Origin of the sequence: Halomarina rubra (assembly GCF_023699475.1) — an archaeon.
Taxonomy (GTDB): Archaea; Halobacteriota; Halobacteria; order Halobacteriales; family Haloarculaceae; genus Halomarina; species Halomarina rubra.
This window is the reverse complement of record NZ_JALXFV010000008.1, coordinates 896,514-915,533: the sequence shown is the minus strand read 5'-3', so window position 1 is coordinate 915,533 and position 19,020 is coordinate 896,514. Positions and strand designations below refer to the sequence as shown.

The following is a 19,020-nucleotide window of genomic DNA, read 5'->3' as shown; positions in this document are numbered from 1 at the left end:
GACCTCGACATGCGACGACGCGAGGCGCTACGGTCGGCCGGGTCGCTCGCGGCGCTCGGCCTCCTCGGCTCGCTCGCCGGCTGTCAGACGACGCCCGAGCCTGCCCCGTCGGCGGACGGGGCCTCGACGGTCACTCCGGCGGCCGTCCCGACCGAGACCACACCGTCGGTCCCCGCCGACGAGTCACAGTCTCGCAGGACCGTCGTCCGGTCGCTGTACGTCCCCACCGTCGACCGTCTCCGAGCGATGGAGCGCCTCGACGTGACGACCGTCGGCGACGAGGGGGGCGGTGACGGCAGTGCAGTCGGCGACGACGAGGACGGCGCTACCACGGCCAGCGCAGGCGAGGCCGCCGACGAGGACGACCCGACCGCCCCCGCGCCGCCCCACGCGCTGGCGCTCGTCAACGAGAGCGTCTCGCGGTGGCGGTTCACGGTCCGTATCGGCCGGGCCGACCCCGGCGGGACGCGACTGTCGACGACCGTGACTACCCCGCCGCGGAGCTACGTCGTCTACGCCTTGCCTCCACCGGCGAGCTACGAGGTCCGCATCGCGGGCGAGGACGTCGCCGTCGAGGACGACCCCGTCGACGACGCGTTCGTCGTGAGCGACGACTGGTTCGGCCGAGCGGGGGCGGTGACGGTCGCGGGCATCACGCTCGACGGCTACTGGCAGGGGACGCTGCTCAACCGACCGCTGTACGACGAACTCCTCGCCGAATGAGTCGCGACCACTCGACGAGGCGACCGCCGACGGTCCGACTCGGCGAGCGTGCCGGCCACCCGTTCGTCCGCGTCGGGCCGCCCGCCGACCGAACCGACGACCCACCGCTCGTCGTCGTGACGGGACTCAACGACCCGCTGTTGCGCGTCACCGACTCGCTCTGGTTCGCCGGGGTCGTCGCCTCCCTCGGGGTCCGTCTCCGCCGACGCGGCTACCCCGGACCCGTCTACCTGACGAGTCGCCCCGTCGGCCTCCCGGAGGACCACACCACCCGCGCGATGGGCCGTGACCTCGCGCAGTTCCTCGCCGGCTTCGACCGGCCGGCCGACCTGCTCGGCGTCTCGATGGGTGGGTTCGTCGCTCACCACTGCGCCACCGACGCCCCCGAGCGCGTCCGTCGTCTCGTACTCGGGTTGGCCGGCGCGCGCCTCTCCGAACACGGCCGGCACACCGTCGAACGCTGGCGCGAGTGGGCCGCACGCGGCGAGTGGGGGCGCATCTACCGCGCCGGCTGTGACGCGGTGGCCGTCGGCCCCCTCCGGCGGGCGATGCGGGCGGCGACCTACCCCTACGAGCGACTCGTCGACTACCCACCGGCCGGCGTCGACTTCGCCCTCTCGGTCGACGCCTGCCTCGCCCACGACGCCCGCGAGCGCGTCCCGCCGGTCCCCACGCTCGTCGTCGGCGGGACCACGGACCCGTTCTTCACCGCAGACGCGTTCGAGCGGACGGCCGCCAGCCTCGACGCCCCGTTCGTCCGCCTCGACGGGGTGGGCCACGAGGCGGTCGTCTGCACCGGCGAGCGCTTCGATTCGCCGGTTCTGGAGTTCCTGTCGCGTGACGAACGCGGACCGGCAGAACGTCAGAGCTAATCGTCCGCCGCGGTGAGGGGAGACGACTACGTGGCCTTCGAGCACCGCCGGTCGAACCGGCACGACGACGGAGCGATTCGATGACGCGGGCGCGAACCGTCGTGTTCGCGCTCGTCGTGAGCACCTTCTTCGTCGGGTTCGGCGGGGGCGTCGTCTTCCCCATCCTGCCGAACCTCGGGACCATCATCGGCATCTCGCCGTTTCTCGTCGGTCTCGTCCTGAGCGCCAACCGGTTCACCCGCATCGTCGCCAACGCGCCCGCCGGCGCACTCGTCGACCGCATCGGCACCCGGACGCCGCTCGTCGTCGGCCTGTTCGTCGAAGCGCTCGCCACGCTCGCGTACGTCGTCGCCATCGGGTCGTCGCTCCCCGAGGCGTGGTTCCTCGCCGCGCGAATCGTCTGGGGCGTCGGGAGCGCGCTCGTGTTCGCGACGGCCTACACCATCGCCGCCGACGTGAGCGACGGCGACTCCCGTGGGACGAGCATGGGCGTCGTCCGCGGCGGCATCACCCTCGGCTTCCCCGCGGGCCTCGTCCTCGGGGGCGTCGTCAGCGACCTCTACGACGTCACGACGGCGTTCGTCGTCGCCGCCGCCCTCGCCCTCCTCGCGAGCGCCATCGCCTACGCGTTCGTACCCGAGACGCACGTCGAGGAGCGCCGCGAGGCCGTCCGGCCGTGGGAGGTCGACGCGAGCGTCCCGACGCTGACCGTCGGGTTCGTCAACTTCGGTCTCTACTTCGCGTACCTGGGGGCGCTGTTCTCGACGCTCGTCCTGTTCCTCGAAGCCACCGACATCGCCGTCTGGGGCTACGGCCCACAGGGGATGTCCGGCCTGTTGATGGCCGTCACCGTCCTCTCGGCGTCGGGGTTCATGATCGGCGGCGGGCGCGTCAGCGACACCGCCGAGAGTCGGACGCCGGTCCTCCTCGTCTTCCTCGGCGTCTCGTTCGCGGGCTTCCTCGCGCTGGCACTGGCCGACTCGCTGGCGACGCTGGTCGTCGCCTGCGTCCTCATCGGGGCCGGCCAGGGCGGGACGAGCGGCCCGCTCATCGCCCTGCTGGCGGACATGACCCCCGGCGACCGGATGGGCCGGGCCGTCGGGACGAACAACATCCTCGGTGACCTCGGCGGCGGTCTCGGCCCGATGGTCTCGCTTCCGCTCGTCGAGCGCGTCGGGTTCGCGCCGCTGTACGCCGCCTGTGCGGTCGTCCCGGTGCTCGCGGGGTTGGTGCTCGTCGGGAGCGTCTACGCCCAGACGGGGCGCATCGATCCGCGGACGACCGACGTGGCCGACGACTGACGCGAGACGGCGGTCGACGAGACCGACACCCGACGACGGTACGTCTTTGCCGACCGCTCGCGAACCACCTCCCAGTGACCGATGGCCACGAGAACGCCGGCTGGCGACGACTGTTCGAGACCGACGACCTCACCGTCGGCGTCGGCTTCCCGCTGACGGGCGCGCGGACTGACCGCCCCGACGTCGCCGAGGAGCGACGACTCGCTACGCACGCCGAGGACCTCGGGTACGACGCGCTCTGGGCGCGCGACGTCCCGTTGTTCTGGCCGCGCTTCGGCGACGCCGGCCAGACGTTCGACCCGTGGACGTGGCTGAGCTACGTCGCCGCCCACACCGACGACGTCGCGCTCGGAACCGCGAGCGTCGTCCTCCCGCTGCGTCACCCGCTGCACGTCGCGAAGCAGGCGGCCTCGCTCGACCAACTCTCCGGTGGGCGGTTCGTCATGGGCGTGGCGACGGGCGACCGCGCTCCCGAGTTCGAGGCGTTCGGCGTCGACCACGAGGCACGTGGGGCGCGCTTCCGCGAGGCCGTCGACTGCCTGCGAACCGTCTGGCGCGACGAGTTCCCCGAGACAGAGGGCGAGTGGGGCCGCCTCGACGGTGCACTAGACCTGGTGCCGAAGCCGACGGGGGACACCGTTCCGGTGCTGCCGACGGGCCACTCCCGACAGGACGTCGCGTGGCTCGGCGAACACGGCGACGGCTGGCTGTTCTACCACCTCCCCGAGGGGACGCTCGAATCGTTCCTCGACGACTGGCGCGACGCGGCGGGCGAGAAGCCATACGCGATGGTCGTCCGCGCCGAGTTGGCCGACGACCCCGACGCCGACCCCGAACCGCGCCATCAGGGCTATCGCGCCGGCGAGGAGTGGTTCGTCGAGTACTTCCGCCGGCTGGACGCCCTCGGGGTCGACCACGTCCTCGTGGGGGCGAGCGGCGACGACCCCGAGCGCGCGTTGACGCGCTTTCACGAACGGGTCGTCGAACGGCTCTGATTCGACGCCGGACCTCGGCGGCGGGACTCGCGGTATCGGGACGGATATACGGCCCCGGCGGCAACCCCGTGCCATGAGCGACACCGAGGGTGGCTGGTTCGCGGGCCTCGCGCCCGACGACGCCGAGGGGGCCGCCCGCCGAATCCGCGACGGGGAGACCGACTCGCCTCGCCAGTGGCCCGCGCTGGCCGTCGAGTCGGGGTTCGCCGCCGACACCGAGGCGTACTACGACCGACTCCGGGAGGCGACGCTCGCGGCGACCCGCGCGGCCGTCCGGGAGGCCGAGACCGCCGGCGACCGCCAACTCGTCCACGCGGTGCGGTCGATGGACGACACCGAGCGCGTCGCCAACGAACTCGCCGAGCGCCTCGCGGAGTGGGCCGGGACGCGCTACCCCGACGCCGGGACGGGTGTCGACGCCGCACGCGACCTCGCAGCGCGCGACCCGACCGACCCCGCCGACGAGCGCGTCGTCTCGCTCGCCCGACGTGTCGTCGACCTCACCGACGAACGCGACGACCTGCGGGCGTTCGTCGAACGAACTGCTCCCGAGGTCGCGCCGAACCTCTCGGCGATGGCCGGTCCCGTCCTCGCCGCACGACTCGTCGCCCTCGCCGGTGGTCTCGAATCGCTGGCGAAGAAACCCTCCGGGACCGTCCAGGTGCTCGGCGCGGAGGACGCGCTGTTCGCCCATCTCGCGGGCCGCGCGTCCTCGCCGAAACACGGCGTCATCTTCGTCCACGACTACGTCCGCAACACCCACCCCGACGAACGCGGCTCGGCGGCCCGCGCGCTCGCCGGGAAGCTCTCCATCGCCGCCCGCGTCGACCACTACTCGGGCGACTTGCGCCCCGAGCTACAGGCCGAACTCGACGAGCGAATCACGACGATTCGCGCCCGGACCGACGACCCCGGACCGAACAGTGCGCCGGACACCGACGTGGAGCCGACCGACGATGCCGCCTCCGACGACGGGGGTGACGACGCGTGAGTCCCGAGTCGGACCCCGACCTCCCCGCGGGCGTCGAGCGCCGACGGCTCGACGGTCGCGACCGACTGGCGACGCGGGGCGAGCCAGTGTACGGCGAACCGACCGACGGCGAGTGGCGCGTCTGGGACGCCGGCCGCTCGAAACTCGGCGCGATGCTCCAGAGCGGGATGGACACCGGCCTCGGCGGCGGCGAGACGGTGCTGTACCTCGGCGCGGCGTCTGGGACGACCGTCAGTCACGTCGCGGACTTCGCCGGCCCGACCTACGCCGTCGAGTTCGCCCCGCGACCGACGCGCGACCTCCTGCCGGTCGCCGAGGCCCGGGACAACCTGTTCCCGTTGCTCAAGGACGCCCGCAAACCGGAGACGTACGCCCACGTCGTCGAACCGGTGGACGCACTGGTGCAGGACGTCGCGACCCGCGGGCAGGCGGAGGTCGCCAACCGGAACCGGCGGTTCCTGCGCGAGGACGGTCGTCTGCTCGCGGTCGTGAAGGCGCGCTCGGAGGACGTCACCGCCGACCCCGAGGACGTGTTCGAGGCGTTCCTCGACGCGCTGTCGGGCTACGAGGTGCTGGAGACGACGTCGCTCGACCCTTACCACGAGGACCACCTCGCGGTGGTGGCGCGACCGGAGTAGCACGCTCTCGAACGTCGAACCGCAGGAGGGGTCAGTCGAGGGCCCGGAGGTGCGCTCGGGTGAGGACGGCCCGTTCGCCCGCTCCGTCGAACTCGACGACGTACGAACGGCGCTCGAACACCGGGTGCGAGTACGTGGTGACGTCGACGACGGTGCACCGCTCCCCGCGCCGGGGGTGGCCCGGCTTCGTCACCACGGCCCGACGGCCGATGTCGAGCGGTTGGTCCTCGGACACGACCGTCGGTCGTCGGGCAGGGTGCTTATCGGCTCCGGACCACCGGGGAGACGGTCGCTCGGTGGTGCACGACGACACACGCTTTTTGCCATCACCCGTCCAATCGTCGGCCATGAGTCTCGACGTCTCGCCGCCGGACCCGCCCGACCTCGAACCCGCGTTCGACCCCGACGCGTACGAGGACGCCGACGTCGTCGGCGACGACTACCGTCGCGAGGAACTCGACGAGTACCTCCACGACGGCGCGTGGGAGCGGGCGTTCGGCGAGTGGGCCGAGCACACCGAACTCGACGAGACGGAGTGGGGAATCGTCGAGGACCTCGACCTCGTCCCGCAGTTCGACTTCTTCTGGGACGACTTCGCCGACCGCGTCGGCTACCACGCTCCCGGCCTCCCCGAGGACTGGCGCGAGCGCGACCTGCACCCCGACCTCGACTCGTGGGCGCGCGTGTCGAGCATCAACGCCTCGCTGACCGAACTCGGCGGGGTCGTCTCTGACGTACTCAAATCGGAGTACATCGAGTGGGAGTCGGCGTTCGACGCCCCCGACGACCTCCCCGACTTCTGAGACGCGGGCGAAGAGGTTTACCCCGGGACGGCGACGGTGTGCGTATGACGTGGACCGACCGCCTCGTTGGCTCGCGGATGGCCGTCGACCGCGAGTTCAACGACCGGGTCGCCGAGTCGTCGCTGTCGCCCCAGGAGTGGAGCCTCGTGATGACGGCCACGGAGTTCCGCATCGCGGACGTCGACGACCCCGGCGCTGCCCGCCTCGTCGGCGACACCTCGAAACTCGACTCGGTCGTCCCCGAGATGGACCGCATCGCCGCCGAACAGCCCAACGCCGACCGGAACTCCGGGGGTGGCGGGATGTTCGGCTCAATCAAGAACGCACTCGGGATGGGCGACGACCAAGAGGCGAAGGACGCCGAGCGCAAGGAGGCCGCAGAGAGCCTCGTCGCGGAGTACACCGACCGCCTCCAGCAGCGACTCGAAGACCGCGGGCGCTGGGAGGAGATTCGGCAAATCGCAGCCGAGGAACAGAACCGGGAGTGACTTGTCGGTGGTGACGGACGTCGCGATATGGCCGCACAGGACTGGTTGCTCGTCGGGATTCTGATTTCGGTGTCGAGTGGGCTGTTCTACGTCGGACAGAGCCAGAACGGGGCCGGGGCCGAGCCGTACGGACTTCTCGTCATCGCTGGTGTCGCCATCGGCCTCGGTGGGTACGTCATGGCACAACTGAACGCCTCGGCGTCCCGTGAGTGACCGACGACGGTCCTCTCAGAGACGCTCGAGGACCGCCGCGGTTACGTCCGCCGTCGTCGCCTCGCCCCCCAGGTCCGGTGTCCGCGGCCCGTCGGCCAGCACCGACTCGACCGCCGTGCGGACTCGCTCGCCCGCGTCGGTCTCACCGAGCCACTCCAGCATGAGCGCCGCCGAGAGCATCGTCGCGGCGGGGTTGGCGACGCCCTCGCCGGCGATGTCGGGTGCGGTGCCGTGGACCGGTTCGAACAGCGCGTTCGCGCCGCCGACGTTCGCGCTCGGGAGGAGACCGAGGCCGCCGACGAGACCGGCGGCGAGGTCGCTCAACATATCGCCAGCGAGGTTCGGGCAGCACACCACGTCGTAGTCGGCCGGGCGCTGGACGAGGTGCATCGCCAGCGCGTCCATCAGCGCCTCGTCGTGGGCCGCACCGCGGTCGTCCGCCACGGCTCGGACGGAGTCGAGGAACTGCCCGTCCGTGACGCGCATCACGTTCGCCTTGTGCGCGACTGTCACCCGCGCGTCGCGCTCGGCGGCGTAGTCGAACGCGAACTCGGCGACTCGCCGCGACGCGTCGTCGGTGACGACGCGGGTACAGGTCGTCACGCCCGGCGCGAGTTCGCTCTCGATGCCGGCGTAGACGCCCTCGGTGTTCTCCCGGACGAACACGAGGTCCGTCTCCGGTTGGAGCGCGTCGACGCCGGGGTAGGCCTTGACGGGCCGGACGTTGGCGAAGCTCCCGACCGCCTCGCGCAACGGCAGGATGACGTCCGCCGCGGTCTCACCGGCCGCGCCGAACAGCGTCGCGTCGGCCGCGTCGACGCCCTCGACGGTCTCCTCGGGGAGCGGCGTCCCGCGCTCGTCGGCCACCGCGTCGCCGGCCTCGTACTCGCTGAACGAGAGCGGGGCGTCGAGTGCGTCGAGCACCCGGACGGTGGCGGGGGTCACCTCCCGACCGATGCCGTCACCGGGGACGACGGCGATTTCGACGTCGTCGCTCATCGTGTGGACTCGACGTACGGCAGGTCGTTCGCGGTTTCGGTTATCCGTTCGGGGACGGCCGCCAGTTGTGCGGTCGTGTCCCACTGTCCCTCGGTGAGCGCGTGCTGGTGGGCGTCGTCGACGGTCGCGTCGACCGTTCGACCGTCGTAGCTGACCGTCTCTTCGCCCACGTCGACCACGACGTCGGCGTCCGGATCGGCCTCGACGAACGACTGGAGCGCCTCGACCGCGTCGCCGTCGAGCGTCACCGTCGGGACGCCGAGCGCGAGACAGTTGCCCGCGAAAATCTCGGCGAACGACTCGCCGACGACGGCGTCGATACCCCACCGCTGGAGCGCCTGCGGAGCGTGCTCCCGTGAGGAGCCACAGCCGAAGTTGCTGCCGACGACGAGTACCGACGCGTCACGGTGGGCGGGGTCGTTGAACGGGTGGTCGGTCTCGCGTTCCTCGACCGTGCCGTCGGTCTCGACCTCCTCGAAGCGCTGGTCGAAGAACGCGAACTCGCCCAGTCCCTCGAAGGTGAGCACCTTCAGGAACCGTGCGGGGAGAATCTGGTCGGTGTCGACGTCGTCCCCACGGACGGCGATGCCAGGCCCCTCGACGCGTTCGACGGCGGGCGTGTCGGGCGTGCTCGGACCGCCGTCGTTCGCGTCGCTCATCGAGTCACCTCCGCGGTCTCCTCGGCGTCGTCCGCTTCGACCAGCGACATCTCGCGCACGTCGGTCACTCCGCCCGTGACGGCGGCGGCGGCGACCATCCGTGGACTCATCAGGAGCGTGCGGCCCTCCTTCGACCCCTGCCGGCCGACGAAGTTCCGGTTCGAGGAAGAGGCACACACCTCGTCGCCGACGAGTTGGTCGTCGTTCATCCCCAGACACATCGAACAGCCGGGAGCACGCCACTGGAAGCCGGCGTCGCGGAAGACCGTATCGAGGCCCTCCCGCTCGGCGGCCGCGGCGACGCGCTGACTGCCGGGGACGACCAGTCCGCGGACGTCGTCGTGAATCTCGCGCCCACGGACGACGCGCGCGGCGTCCCGCAGGTCCGAGAGTCGCGCGTTCGTACACGACCCGACGAACGCCACGTCGACGGGGTAGCCCTGCATGGACTCGCCCGGCGTCACGCCCGTGTGGTCCTGTGCCCGACGGGCGACCTCGCGCTCGCCCTCCTCGAACGAGTCGGGGTCGGGGACCGGTTCGGTGACGCCGACGACCTGGCCGGGGGTGGTCCCCCACGTCACGACCGGTTCGATGGCGTCGCCGTCGATGGTGACGACGTCGTCGTACTCGGCGTCCGGCCCCGAGCGGATGGACTCCCAGTACTCGCGCAACTCGGCGAACCGTTCCGGGTCCTCGGCGAACGCGTCGGTCTCGCGGAGCCACTCGTAGGTCGTCTCGTCGGGTTCGACGTAGCCCGCACGGGCACCGCCCTCGATGGACATGTTACAGACGGTCATCCGCCCGGCCATGTCCATCGCTTCGACGACGGGGCCGCCGTACTCGTAGACGTAGCCGACGCCGCCGTCGGTGCCGAGTTCGCGAATGACGGTCAGAATCACGTCCTTGGCGGTGACGCCGTCGTCGAGTTCGCCCGTGACTTCGACGCGTCGGACCCGCTTCTTCTCCATCGCGACGGTCTGAGTCGCGAGCACGTCTCGAATCTGGGAGGTGCCGATGCCGAACGCGAGCGCGCCGAACGCGCCGTGGGTGGCGGTGTGTGAGTCCCCGCAGACGACGGTCATCCCCGGCTGGGTGCGGCCCTGTTCGGGACCGACCACGTGGACGATACCCTGCCGACCGGTGTCGGGGTGGTCGAACGCGATGTCGGAGTCGCCGACGTTCGCCTCCAACTCGCTCAGCATCGACTCGGCGGCGGCGTCGCCGTAGGGCCGCGAGCGGTCGTCGGTCGGGACGATGTGGTCGGCCGTCGCGTGGGTCAGGTCGGGCCGGGCGACCTCGCGGTCGCGCTCCTCCAGCATCCCGAACGCCTGGGGGCTGGTCACCTCGTGGACGAGGTGGAGCCCGACGAACAGCTGGTCCTGCCCGGAGGGCAGGGTCCGGACGCGGTGGCGGTCCCACACGTCGTCGTACAGCGTGTTCTCGCTCATGGACGTTCGTCTCCCGTCGTCGTGCTCGTCATACGGATTCGTGCTCGTCGCTCTCTGTCGCTCGGTCGGTCTCCGCCTCGTGTTCGCCGCCGCGTTCGTGGACCGTGTTGGCGTCGTCGGCGTCTCGCGGCGGCGTGTGGTCGAGGTCCGCGAGGGTCTCGTCGTCCTCGGTCCGGGTCTCGCCGGAGCGCTCGGTCCCACCGTCGGCGGCGACGGTCGGACCGCGGTGGTACACCATCGCGTCGCCGAAGCTCTCGCCGGTCCGGGGATGTGTGTGGTCGACGTCGGCGAGGCTCGCTCGCTCGCCGGTGCGTCGGTCGGTTGCTCGTCGGTCGGTGCGTCGGTCCGATCGGTCGTCGCGTGTCGTCTGGGTCATCGTCTCTGGTCAGTCGTCCGCTGGTGCTTTCGGCGTCTCCGCGTCCCGTTCCTCGCCGCCCCACGCGAACAGCGCGCGGAGCTCCGCGCCCACGTCCTCGATGTCGTGGGCCTGCTCGGCCTTCCGGCGCTGCGTGTAGGCGGGTCGACCGGCCTGGTTCTCGGTGATCCACTCGCGGGCGAACTCGCCGTTCTGAACCTCCTCCAGAACGGTCTCCATCCGGTCGCGGGCGTGGTCGTCGACCACCACCTCGCCGCGGGTGAGCCCGCCGTACTCGGCGGTGTCGCTCACCGAGTCCCACATCTCGCCGAGACCGCCCTCGTACAGCAGGTCGACGATGAGTTTCAGCTCGTTCATACACTCGAAGTACGCCATCTCGCGGCTGTACCCCGCGTCGACGAGCGTCTCGTAGCCCGCCTTGACGAGTTCGGTGACGCCACCGCAGAGCACGGCCTGCTCGCCGAACAGGTCGGTCTCGGTCTCCTCGCGGAACGTCGTCTCGACCACCCCGGCGCGGGTGCAGCCGATGGCCTGGGCGTACGCGAGCGCCTCGTCGCGGGCGTCGCCGGTCGCGTCGCGGTAGATGGCGAGCAACCCTGGCGTGCCCTCGCCGGCCTCGAAGTTCCGGCGCACGAGGTGGCCCGGCGATTTGGGCGCTATCATCGACACGTCGACGTCCTCCGGTGGCTCTATCTGCCCGTAGTGGACGTTGAACCCGTGAGCGAACAGCAGCGTGTCGCCGGCGTCGAGGTGCGGTTCGATGGCGTCGAACACGTCCGGCTGGACGGTGTCGGGGACGAGCATCGCCACGAGGTCGGCTTCCGCGGCCGCCTCCGTGGGCGTCGCCACCCGGAGGCCGTCGTCGCGGGCCGCCGCGCGTGACGAGGAGCCCTCGCGCAGGCCCACGACCACGTCGATGGCGCTGTCCGCGAGGTTGAGCGCGTGGGCGTGGCCCTGGCTCCCGTAGCCGAGGACGGCCACGGTCTTCTCCTCGATGTCTTCGTACGATGCGTCGTCGTCGTAGTAGATCTGGTTGTCAGTCATGGGTCTACAGGTATCTGCGGTGGTCGGTCGTCGTGTCGGCGTCCTCGCCACCGTCGCCGGACTCGTCCGGCCGAGTAGCGAGAGCATCGTTCTCGCCGCCGTCCGTCGCGAGTCGCTCTTTCGAGCCAGTGTCGCCGTCTTCGCTCACGGGTCGCTTTCGCTCCCCGTTCGCATTCGCGCGGTTCTCACTCGCTGGCGCTCGCTCCGAACCGCGCAACTCCTCGTAGCGCTCCTGTTCGTCCGGCGTCGTCCACGTCTCGCCGCGAGCCAGCGCGGTGTGGCCGGTGCGGGCGAGTTCGCGGATGCCGAACTGCCGGAACGCGTCGATGGCGTCGTCGATGGTCTGCTCGTCGCCCGTTATCTCGACGGTGATGGTCCGGGGACCGGCGTCGAGGGTGGTGCCGTCGTACATCTCGGTGACGGCCTGCACGTCGCCCGGCCGGTCGCCGTGGACCTTCAGGACGACCAGTTCACGGCGCACCGCGTCGCCGTCCAACTCACCGACCGAGATGACCGGGCGCAGTTTCGCCAACTGGCGCTCGACCTGTCGGACGCCCGGTTCGGGCTCCTCGATGACGAGCGTGATGCGTGCCGTCTCGGGGTTCGTCGTCGACCCGACGGTCAGCGACTCGATGTTGAACTGTCGGCGACTCACGAGCCCGGACACCTCCGCGAGGACGCCCGGTTCGTGCCGAACGAGCGCCGAGATGGTCGTCCGGCGCGGTTCGTGGGTCGCCTCGGCGTGCGGGTCGACGCGGATACCCTGCGAGGAGCGTCGCCCGTTCGGGCGGTCGCGTGCTTCGGGGTGCTGCCCGGTCGACGAGGGGGTCGTCGTCCGCCGCTCGGGGGCCTCCGAGTGCTCGGACTGCTCGGACTGGCCGCTCATAGCTGGTCCTCCGAGAGCGCGAACTGGCAGTTGTCGCCGCCGCTGGGGACCATCGGGTAGACGTTCTCGGTCGGGTCGATGTGGGCGTCGACGACGCTCGGGCCGTCGTAGTCGATGGCTTCGCGGAGAGTCTCGGCGGTCTCGTCGTACTCGCGCAGGGTGAACCCCTTCGCGCCGAACGCCTCGGCGAGCGCCGCGAAGTCGGGCACCCAGCCGTACTCCGAGGCCATGCGGCGACCCTCGAAGAAGGCGTCCTGCCACTGACGGACCATCCCGATGGCCTCGTTGTTGAGCACGACGACCGTGACGTCGAGGTTCTCCCGGACCGCGACGGCGAGTTCCTGCATCGTCATCAGGAAGCTTCCGTCGCCGTCGAAACAGACCACCTCGCGGTCCGGGGCGGCCACCTTCGCGCCGATGGCGGCGGGCAGGCCGTAGCCCATCGTCCCCAGCCCGTGCGAGGAGATGTAGGTCCGTGGTTCGGTGTACGTCCAGAACTGCGCGGCCCACATCTGGTGCTGGCCGACGCCCGTCGTCACGAGCGTGTCGTCGGGGGTCAACTCGTCCGTCGCTTCGACGACGAACTGCGGCTTGAGGGGTTCGTCCTCGGGTGTGTCGTACGTCAGCGGGTACTCCGTCTTCCAGTCCGTACAGGTCGTTCTCCAGGAGTCGTAGGCGTCGCCGGTCAGCCCCGACTCCTCGAAGGCGTCGCCCATCGCGTCGTGGAGCTGTTCGAGGACCGTCCCGGCGTCGCCGACGAGCGGGTGGTCGGCGTGGACGTTCTTCGATATCTCCGCGGGGTCGATGTCGACGTGGACGACCGTCGCGTCGGGGGCGAACGTCTCGATGCCACCCGTGAGACGGTCGTCGAATCTGGTGCCCACGGCGAGCATGCAGTCGGTGTGGCTGATGGCCATGTTCGCGTACCCGGTGCCGTGCATCCCGGCCCACGACAGCGAGAGGTCGTGGTCCTCGGGGAACGTCCCGATGCCGGGCATCGTCGTCGTGACTGGGATGCCGAACTCGGTGGCGAACGCCTGTAGCTCCTCGCTGGCCTCGCCTTTGGTCACGCCGCCACCGGAGAGGATGAGCGGCTGGTCGGCGTCGGTGAGTGCACGGACCGCCCGTGCGACCGCGTCGGCGTCGGCTGCCGGTGGCTCCTCCTCGGTCTCGGTGGTCGGGGTCGGCTCCGCGCTCGTCTCGCCGGTCGTCACGTCCTTCGGGAGGTCGACGAGCGTCGGTCCTGGCCGCCCCTCGCCCGCGAGTGCGATGGCGTCGCCGACGGTCGCACCGACGGTGTCGGTGTCGCCCGCGAAGAAGTTCGTCTTCGTGATAGGGCGGGTGACGCCGACCGTGTCGGTCTCCTGGAACGCGTCGTTCCCGACGAACGCCGTCGGGACCTGGCCCGTCAGCGCGACGAGCGGGTCCGAATCCATGTTCGCGTCGGCGATGCCGGTGACGAGGTTCGTCGCCCCCGGCCCCGACGTCGCCATGCAGACGCCGGGACGTCCCGTCACCTGGCCGTACGCGTCGGCGGCGTGAACCGCTCCCTGCTCGTGAGCCATCGTGACGTGGTCGGGGTCGGCGTCGTACAGCGCGTCGTAGACGGGCATGATGGCCCCGCCCTGCACGCCGAAGACGTGCTCGACGCCCGCCGCTTCGAGCGCCGCGACGGCCGCCTGTGCGCCCGTCGTCGGTGTGTCGCTCGTCGGCCCGTCGTCCGTCTCAGTCGTCTCGGCAGACTCCGTCGCCGACTCGGTGGTCGACTCGGCGGTCGTCTGCGGGTCCGTTCGTTCTCGATACCGGTGGGTAGTCGTGGTGCTCGTGCGCTCGCTCATCTGCTGTGTTCGCTCGTGTGTTGTGGGTTCGTGCTGGTCGCTGGGTCGGAAGACGGTACGGCGACGGGTCGAGGAGAGGGTGGAGTAGGGGCTACGCCCCTACAATAATCACGAGCGCGACGCTCACGACGGCCGTTGCGAGGGTCCGTGTGTGCGTCATTACCACCACGTACGACCGGACGATGATAATAGTTGCCCGACTGGCAACGTTCGCCGCCAGTGGGCGACTGTGGCGAGAGCCGTCGCTCCCTCTCCGGTTCGTCGGCGGCGGCCGCCATCAGCGCGACCCCTCCGTGACTCGCTCGGGGGTACGTTCGACGCCGACCGTCTCGGCGAACTCCCGGACGCGCTCGTCGGTGACGCGCTCTTTGGCCGCGCCGGTGTCCTTGACCTTCCGAGTGACCGCGCGGACCTGCTCATCGGTCGGGTCGTAGCCCGCCTCGCGCAGTCGCTCGCGCACCGAGTGCGTCCCGGTGTGTTTGCCCATCACCAGTTCGCGCTCGGCTCCGACCATCTCGGGGGTCATGACGCCGGGTTCGAACGTCGCGGCGTTCTCGATGACGCCCGCGGCGTGGATGCCCGACTCGTGGGCGAAGGCGTTGTCGCCGACGACCGGCTTGTTCGCCGGCACCGGGACGTCGCTCTTCTCCTCGACCATCCGCGCCAACTCGGTGATGCGGGTGGTGTCGATACCCGTCTCGACGCCGTGGATGGACTCGACGGCCATCACGACCTCCTCGAAGGCGGCGTTGCCCGCGCGCTCGCCGATGCCGTTGACCGACACCTGCGCCTGGGCCGCGCCCGCCTCGAAGCCGGCCAGCGCGTTCGCGCTCGCCAACCCGAAGTCGTCGTGCGTGTGGACGTCGATGCGTGCGTCCGTCCACTCGGTGAACTGCTCGACGAGCGTGGCGAACCGCGCCGGAGTGGCGACCCCGCAGGTGTCGGGGATGTTCACCCAGTCGACGCCCGCCTCGGAGACGGTCTCGACGACCTCGCGCAGGAACTCCGGGTCCGTCCGGGTGGCGTCCATCGGCGAGAACATCACCTCGACACCGGCCTCGCGGACGCGCCGTACCGCGTCCACGGAGCGGTCGACCACCTCCTCGCGCGTGGCGTGCATCGAGTCCTCCAGTTGGACGTCGCTGGTCGAGGCGAACACGTGGACGACGTCGACGCCCGCGTCGAGCGCCGCCTCCACGTCCTTCTCGACCACACGAGCCAACCCGCAGACGTCCGTTCCGTTCGACGCGCTCTCGGCGATGTCGCGCACCGCGGCGAACTCCGCGTCGGAGTTCACCGGGAACCCCGCCTCGACGACGTGGACGCCCATCGCGTCCAGTTGCGCGGCTATGTCGCGCTTGTCGTCGTACGAGAACGAGGTGCGTGGCGACTGCTCGCCGTCGCGCAGCGTCGTGTCGAAGATCCGTGCGTCGTCGAATTCAGCAGAAGTTCTCAGCGTACCGTCGAAGAACTCGACCCGCCGGGACCTCCGACGTGTCCTCCGTCGTGTATGACATTGCATCTCTCGCCAACGTCCGGTCGGTAATAAGGGTTGCTCCGGCGGCGAACCTTACACTCGTCCAGAACTCGCCGCCGTACAGACGAACCGCAAGCGGGCGCGGCCTAGTACGACCTTCAACAGATGGAAGGCGTACCCACGTGTGTGGTGTGGTAGTCCAGCCCAGTCGACGCAGTGCTTGCCGCGAGTGTGCGGTCGGTCGGTGGCGTCGCCGGCGACTCGACCTCGCCCGCGCTCCGTCCGTGGTTCGTCCGCGTCCCGTCTGTAGCCCGTCCGGCCCCCTCGGCGCGCCCCGAGAAGGGTGCAACACCTGCCCCGCTACGGGGGTTCATTAGCACGCGGGCGGAGAGGGACGGTATGAGTGACGATGCCACGGGAGACGGGAAGCGTCTCCGAAGCGCCGAGGTGACGCAGGGACCGGAGCGTGCGCCCCACCGCGCGATGTTCCGAGCGATGGGCTACGACGACGCGGACTTCGACGCGCCGATGGTCGGTCTCGCGAACCCCGCGGCCGACATCACGCCGTGTAACGTCCACCTCGACGACGTGGCCGACGCGGCCTACGAGGGCATCGACGACGCCGGAGGGATGCCTATCGAGTTCGGCACCATCACCATCTCCGACGCCATCTCGATGGGGACCGAGGGGATGAAGGCCTCCCTGATATCCAGAGAGGTCATCGCCGACTCCGTCGAGTTGGTCTCGTTCGGCGAGCGCATGGACGCGCTCGTCACCGTCGCCGGCTGTGACAAGAACCTCCCCGGGATGATGATGGCCGCCATCCGAACCGACCTCCCGAGCGTGTTCGTCTACGGCGGGTCAATCCTCCCCGGCGAACACGAGGGCCGGGAGGTCACGGTGCAGAACGTCTTCGAGGGCGTCGGCACCTACGCCTCCGGCGAGATGAGCCGCGAGGAGTTGGACGAACTGGAGCGCAACGCCTGCCCCGGCGCTGGCTCCTGCGGCGGGATGTTCACCGCGAACACGATGGCCTCCATCTCGGAGGCGCTCGGCCTCGCCCCGCTGGGCAGCGCTTCTCCGCCCGCCGAGAGCGAGGAGCGACTGGAGACCGCTCGACGCGCCGGCGAACTCGCCCTGGAGTGTGTCGAGGAGGACCGCACGCCCTCCGACATCCTCTCGCGTGCCTCCTTCGAGAACGCCATCGCGCTCCAGGTGTCGATGGGCGGGTCGACGAACGCCGTGCTCCACCTGCTCGCGCTCGCGGCGGAGGCGGGTGTCGACCTCTCTATCGAGACGTTCGACGAGATATCCCGGGCGACCCCGAAGATAGCCAACCTCCAACCCGGCGGCACCCGCGTGATGAAGGACCTCCACGACGTCGGCGGCGTCCCCGTCGTGATGAAACGCCTGCTCGACGCCGGCCTCGTCGACGGCGGCGCGACGACGGTGACGGGTCGAACGGTCGCCGAGGAACTGGACGAACTCGGTGTCGACGGCTCCGAGGGCTCCGACGCCGACTTCCTGCGGCCCGTCTCGGACCCGTTCAGCGAGCAGGGGGCCATCCGTATCCTCACGGGCAACCTGGCGCCCGGCGGCGCGGTGCTCAAAGTCACCGGGAGAGACGACCTGCGTCACGAAGGCCCCGTCAGGGTGTTCGAACGGGAGGAGACCGCGATGCGCTACGTTCAGGAGGACAACGTCGAACGCGGCGACGTGCTCTGTATCCGCAACGAAGGGCCACGGGGCGGCCCGGGGATGCGCGAGATGCTCGGCGTCACCGCCGCCGTCGCGGGCCAGGACCACGCCGAGGACGTCGCGCTGTTCACCGACGGGCGGTTCTCGGGGGCCACGCGGGGCTTCTCCATCGGGCACGTCGCCCCCGAAGCGTTCGTCGGCGGCCCCATCGGCCTGCTCGAAGACGGCGACGTGGTGACCATCGACGTCGAGAACCGAGAGCTGTCGGTCGACCTGACCGACGAGGAACTCGACGAACGCCGCGAGGCGTGGGAGCGACCGGAGCCGAACTACACCGACGGCGTGCTCGCGAAGTACGCCGCGACGTTCGGGTCGGCGTCCGAGGGTGCGGTGACGAACCCCGGCGTCCGTCGGGAGTGAGGCGGTCCCCCGGCCCAGCGGGGGCGACCCGAACGAGCGCACCTTTTTACCCACCCACTCGAAGCGCTCCTCATGGGTTCCTTCGAACTCGACCTCGGCGCGGTCGAGCGCGAGATAGCGGACACCGAGGACGCGAGCGGCGAGGTCGTCCTCGGCGTGCTGGACGGTGACACCGGCGCGGCCGAGTGGCAGCGACTCGTCCGCGACGGTGCGGTGTTGGTCCTCTCGGTCGACGGCGAGCTACGCGACCTCGCGAGCGGGTTCGCTCGCGACGTCCGGGACATGGGGGGCCACCTCGTCCACTTCCGGGGGTTCCTCATCGTCACCCCGCCGGGCGTGCTCATCGACACCGACCGACTGGAGTGACCGTCGTCGCTCTTCCTCGCTGGTCCGGACGGCTCACCCCTCGACGAGCGTGACGTAGTGACCGTCGGCGTCGCGTACCCTGACACCCGACTCGACGGGCGTCACGTCCGTCGCGAGGTTCCGGACTCGCCGCGCAGTCTCGGTCGGGTCGGTCACCGCGACACCGACGTCGACGTGGAGGCCACCGCGCGCGTCGGCGATACCGAGATGTGGCTCCCACAGCTCGACGTCGAACGGGCCGGCGGTGAGGCGGACCCGACGGCGGTTCGTCCCCTCGTCCATCGTCTCGAAGCCGAGAGCCGTGTAGAACGCGACGGCGCGGTCGAGGTCTTCGACCTCGAACACCACCTCGAAGATTCCGGTGAGGCCGGCGTCCTCGTCGGTCGTACCGTCGCCGGGGGCACGCTCGTCGGTGGCCGCCGACCCGCGTTCGACCTGCCCGATCTCGACGCAGTTGCCCTCGGGGTCGTAGAAGTACAGCGAGCGTGCCTCCCCGAAGCGGTGCTCTTCGAGGTCGAACGCGTCGTCCAGGCGGTCGAACCAGGCGTCGTAGCGGTCGAACGGCGTCGAGAACGCGTAGTGGGTGTGGACCCCGCCGCGCGGGACGCCCGTCGGTCGGCGGAACACCAGCGCCGTCTCGCCGATCCGGGTGCGGAGTTCCTCGTCGCCCCGTTCGACCGACAAGTCGAGGTGCGTGCGGTAGAACTCGCCCATCCGGTCGAGGTCCTTCGCTTCGAGCGCGAGCCAGCGGAGCGATGGCATACCGCACACTCGGTCGTCGGTGG

20 protein-coding genes and 1 pseudogene are annotated in these 19,020 nt (G+C 70.5%); 11 read left to right on the top strand and 10 right to left on the bottom strand.

Annotated elements, in window-relative coordinates; genetic code table 11:
• The first annotated feature begins 9 nt into the window (after positions 1-9).
• The 6 genes from M1L36_RS19855 to M1L36_RS19830 all read left to right on the top strand — a co-directional run bounded on the left by M1L36_RS19855 (position 10) and on the right by M1L36_RS19830 (position 5,520).
• Entirely contained in the window at positions 10-723 is a 714-nt protein-coding gene (locus tag M1L36_RS19855; RefSeq protein ID WP_250875475.1) for a hypothetical protein, read from the top strand.
• Positions 720-1,595 carry an alpha/beta fold hydrolase gene (locus M1L36_RS19850; protein WP_250875474.1) on the top strand — a complete coding sequence of 292 codons (876 nt, stop codon included), beginning with the start codon at positions 720-722 and terminating at the stop codon, positions 1,593-1,595. The genes M1L36_RS19855 and M1L36_RS19850 overlap by 4 nt, the downstream gene beginning before the upstream one ends.
• An 80-nt stretch (positions 1,596-1,675) precedes the next feature.
• On the top strand, positions 1,676-2,896 hold the full coding sequence (locus M1L36_RS19845; protein ID WP_250875473.1) for an MFS transporter: 1,221 nt from the start codon (positions 1,676-1,678) through the stop codon (positions 2,894-2,896).
• A gap of 74 nt (positions 2,897-2,970) precedes the next feature.
• Positions 2,971-3,891, top strand: coding sequence for a TIGR03571 family LLM class oxidoreductase (locus M1L36_RS19840; RefSeq protein WP_250875472.1), 921 nt, complete (start codon positions 2,971-2,973; stop codon positions 3,889-3,891).
• A 73-nt stretch (positions 3,892-3,964) separates the two neighbouring features.
• Positions 3,965-4,882, top strand: a complete 918-nt coding sequence (locus M1L36_RS19835; RefSeq protein ID WP_250875471.1) for an NOP5/NOP56 family protein — start codon at positions 3,965-3,967, stop codon at positions 4,880-4,882.
• Positions 4,879-5,520 (top strand): fibrillarin-like rRNA/tRNA 2'-O-methyltransferase, encoded by a 642-nt coding sequence (locus tag M1L36_RS19830; protein WP_250875470.1) that lies wholly within the window; start codon positions 4,879-4,881, stop codon positions 5,518-5,520. The genes M1L36_RS19835 and M1L36_RS19830 overlap by 4 nt, the downstream gene beginning before the upstream one ends.
• Positions 5,521-5,551: 31 nt before the next feature.
• On the opposite strand, the gene M1L36_RS19825 is transcribed toward M1L36_RS19830, so the two are convergent.
• Positions 5,552-5,755, bottom strand: a complete 204-nt coding sequence (locus M1L36_RS19825; RefSeq protein ID WP_250875469.1) for a hypothetical protein — start codon at positions 5,753-5,755, stop codon at positions 5,552-5,554.
• 112 nt (positions 5,756-5,867) lie between these two features.
• On the opposite strand from M1L36_RS19825, the gene M1L36_RS19820 reads away from it, so the two are divergent.
• From M1L36_RS19820 to M1L36_RS19810, 3 genes are read left to right on the top strand one after another with little or no spacing between them, the layout of a single operon-like run.
• The gene (locus M1L36_RS19820; protein WP_250875468.1) at positions 5,868-6,323 is read left to right on the top strand and encodes a DUF7992 family protein; all 456 of its coding nucleotides are present in this window, start codon (positions 5,868-5,870) and stop codon (positions 6,321-6,323) included.
• A 44-nt stretch (positions 6,324-6,367) separates the two neighbouring features.
• Entirely contained in the window at positions 6,368-6,811 is a 444-nt protein-coding gene (locus tag M1L36_RS19815) for a DUF5799 family protein (RefSeq protein ID WP_250875467.1), read from the top strand.
• 27 nt (positions 6,812-6,838) lie between these two features.
• Complete coding sequence (locus M1L36_RS19810; protein ID WP_250875466.1) at positions 6,839-7,024, top strand: hypothetical protein; 186 nt, start codon at positions 6,839-6,841, stop codon at positions 7,022-7,024.
• A 15-nt stretch (positions 7,025-7,039) separates the two neighbouring features.
• Here the strand turns inward: M1L36_RS19810 and M1L36_RS19805 are convergent, their stop codons facing one another.
• From M1L36_RS19805 to M1L36_RS19770, 8 genes and pseudogenes are all read right to left on the bottom strand, one after another.
• The gene (locus M1L36_RS19805; RefSeq protein WP_250875465.1) at positions 7,040-8,023 is read right to left on the bottom strand and encodes an isocitrate/isopropylmalate dehydrogenase family protein; all 984 of its coding nucleotides are present in this window, start codon (positions 8,021-8,023) and stop codon (positions 7,040-7,042) included.
• The gene (gene leuD, locus M1L36_RS19800; protein WP_250875464.1) at positions 8,020-8,682 is read right to left on the bottom strand and encodes a 3-isopropylmalate dehydratase small subunit; all 663 of its coding nucleotides are present in this window, start codon (positions 8,680-8,682) and stop codon (positions 8,020-8,022) included. Before leuD ends, M1L36_RS19805 begins: the two co-directional genes overlap by 4 nt.
• Positions 8,679-10,130 carry a 3-isopropylmalate dehydratase large subunit gene (leuC, locus tag M1L36_RS19795; protein WP_250875463.1) on the bottom strand — a complete coding sequence of 484 codons (1,452 nt, stop codon included), beginning with the start codon at positions 10,128-10,130 and terminating at the stop codon, positions 8,679-8,681. Before leuC ends, leuD begins: the two co-directional genes overlap by 4 nt.
• 28 nt (positions 10,131-10,158) lie before the next feature.
• Positions 10,159-10,506 carry a DUF7989 family protein gene (locus M1L36_RS19790; RefSeq protein WP_250875462.1) on the bottom strand — a complete coding sequence of 116 codons (348 nt, stop codon included), beginning with the start codon at positions 10,504-10,506 and terminating at the stop codon, positions 10,159-10,161.
• 9 nt (positions 10,507-10,515) lie between these two features.
• Entirely contained in the window at positions 10,516-11,637 is a 1,122-nt protein-coding gene (ilvC, locus tag M1L36_RS19785) for a ketol-acid reductoisomerase (protein WP_379820432.1), read from the bottom strand.
• A gap of 145 nt (positions 11,638-11,782) precedes the next feature.
• A pseudogene (ilvN, locus tag M1L36_RS19780) lies at positions 11,783-12,436 on the bottom strand (acetolactate synthase small subunit); the annotation flags it as partial.
• Positions 12,433-14,274: a biosynthetic-type acetolactate synthase large subunit gene (ilvB, locus tag M1L36_RS19775; RefSeq protein WP_250875460.1), complete on the bottom strand. Its 1,842-nt coding sequence runs from the start codon at positions 14,272-14,274 to the stop codon at positions 12,433-12,435. The gene ilvB and the pseudogene ilvN, both read right to left, overlap by 4 nt.
• 277 nt (positions 14,275-14,551) lie before the next feature.
• Entirely contained in the window at positions 14,552-15,796 is a 1,245-nt protein-coding gene (locus M1L36_RS19770; protein WP_250875459.1) for a LeuA family protein, read from the bottom strand.
• 354 nt (positions 15,797-16,150) lie between these two features.
• On the opposite strand from M1L36_RS19770, the gene ilvD reads away from it, so the two are divergent.
• Together ilvD and M1L36_RS19760 are read left to right on the top strand one after the other, a co-directional pair.
• The gene (ilvD, locus tag M1L36_RS19765; protein WP_250875458.1) at positions 16,151-17,869 is read left to right on the top strand and encodes a dihydroxy-acid dehydratase; all 1,719 of its coding nucleotides are present in this window, start codon (positions 16,151-16,153) and stop codon (positions 17,867-17,869) included.
• Positions 17,870-17,941: 72 nt separating this feature from the next.
• On the top strand, positions 17,942-18,235 hold the full coding sequence (locus M1L36_RS19760) for a DUF5779 family protein (RefSeq protein ID WP_250875457.1): 294 nt from the start codon (positions 17,942-17,944) through the stop codon (positions 18,233-18,235).
• A 33-nt stretch (positions 18,236-18,268) separates the two neighbouring features.
• On the opposite strand, the gene M1L36_RS19755 is transcribed toward M1L36_RS19760, so the two are convergent.
• Positions 18,269-18,997: a VOC family protein gene (locus M1L36_RS19755; RefSeq protein ID WP_250875456.1), complete on the bottom strand. Its 729-nt coding sequence runs from the start codon at positions 18,995-18,997 to the stop codon at positions 18,269-18,271.
• Positions 18,998-19,020: the final 23 nt, after the last annotated feature.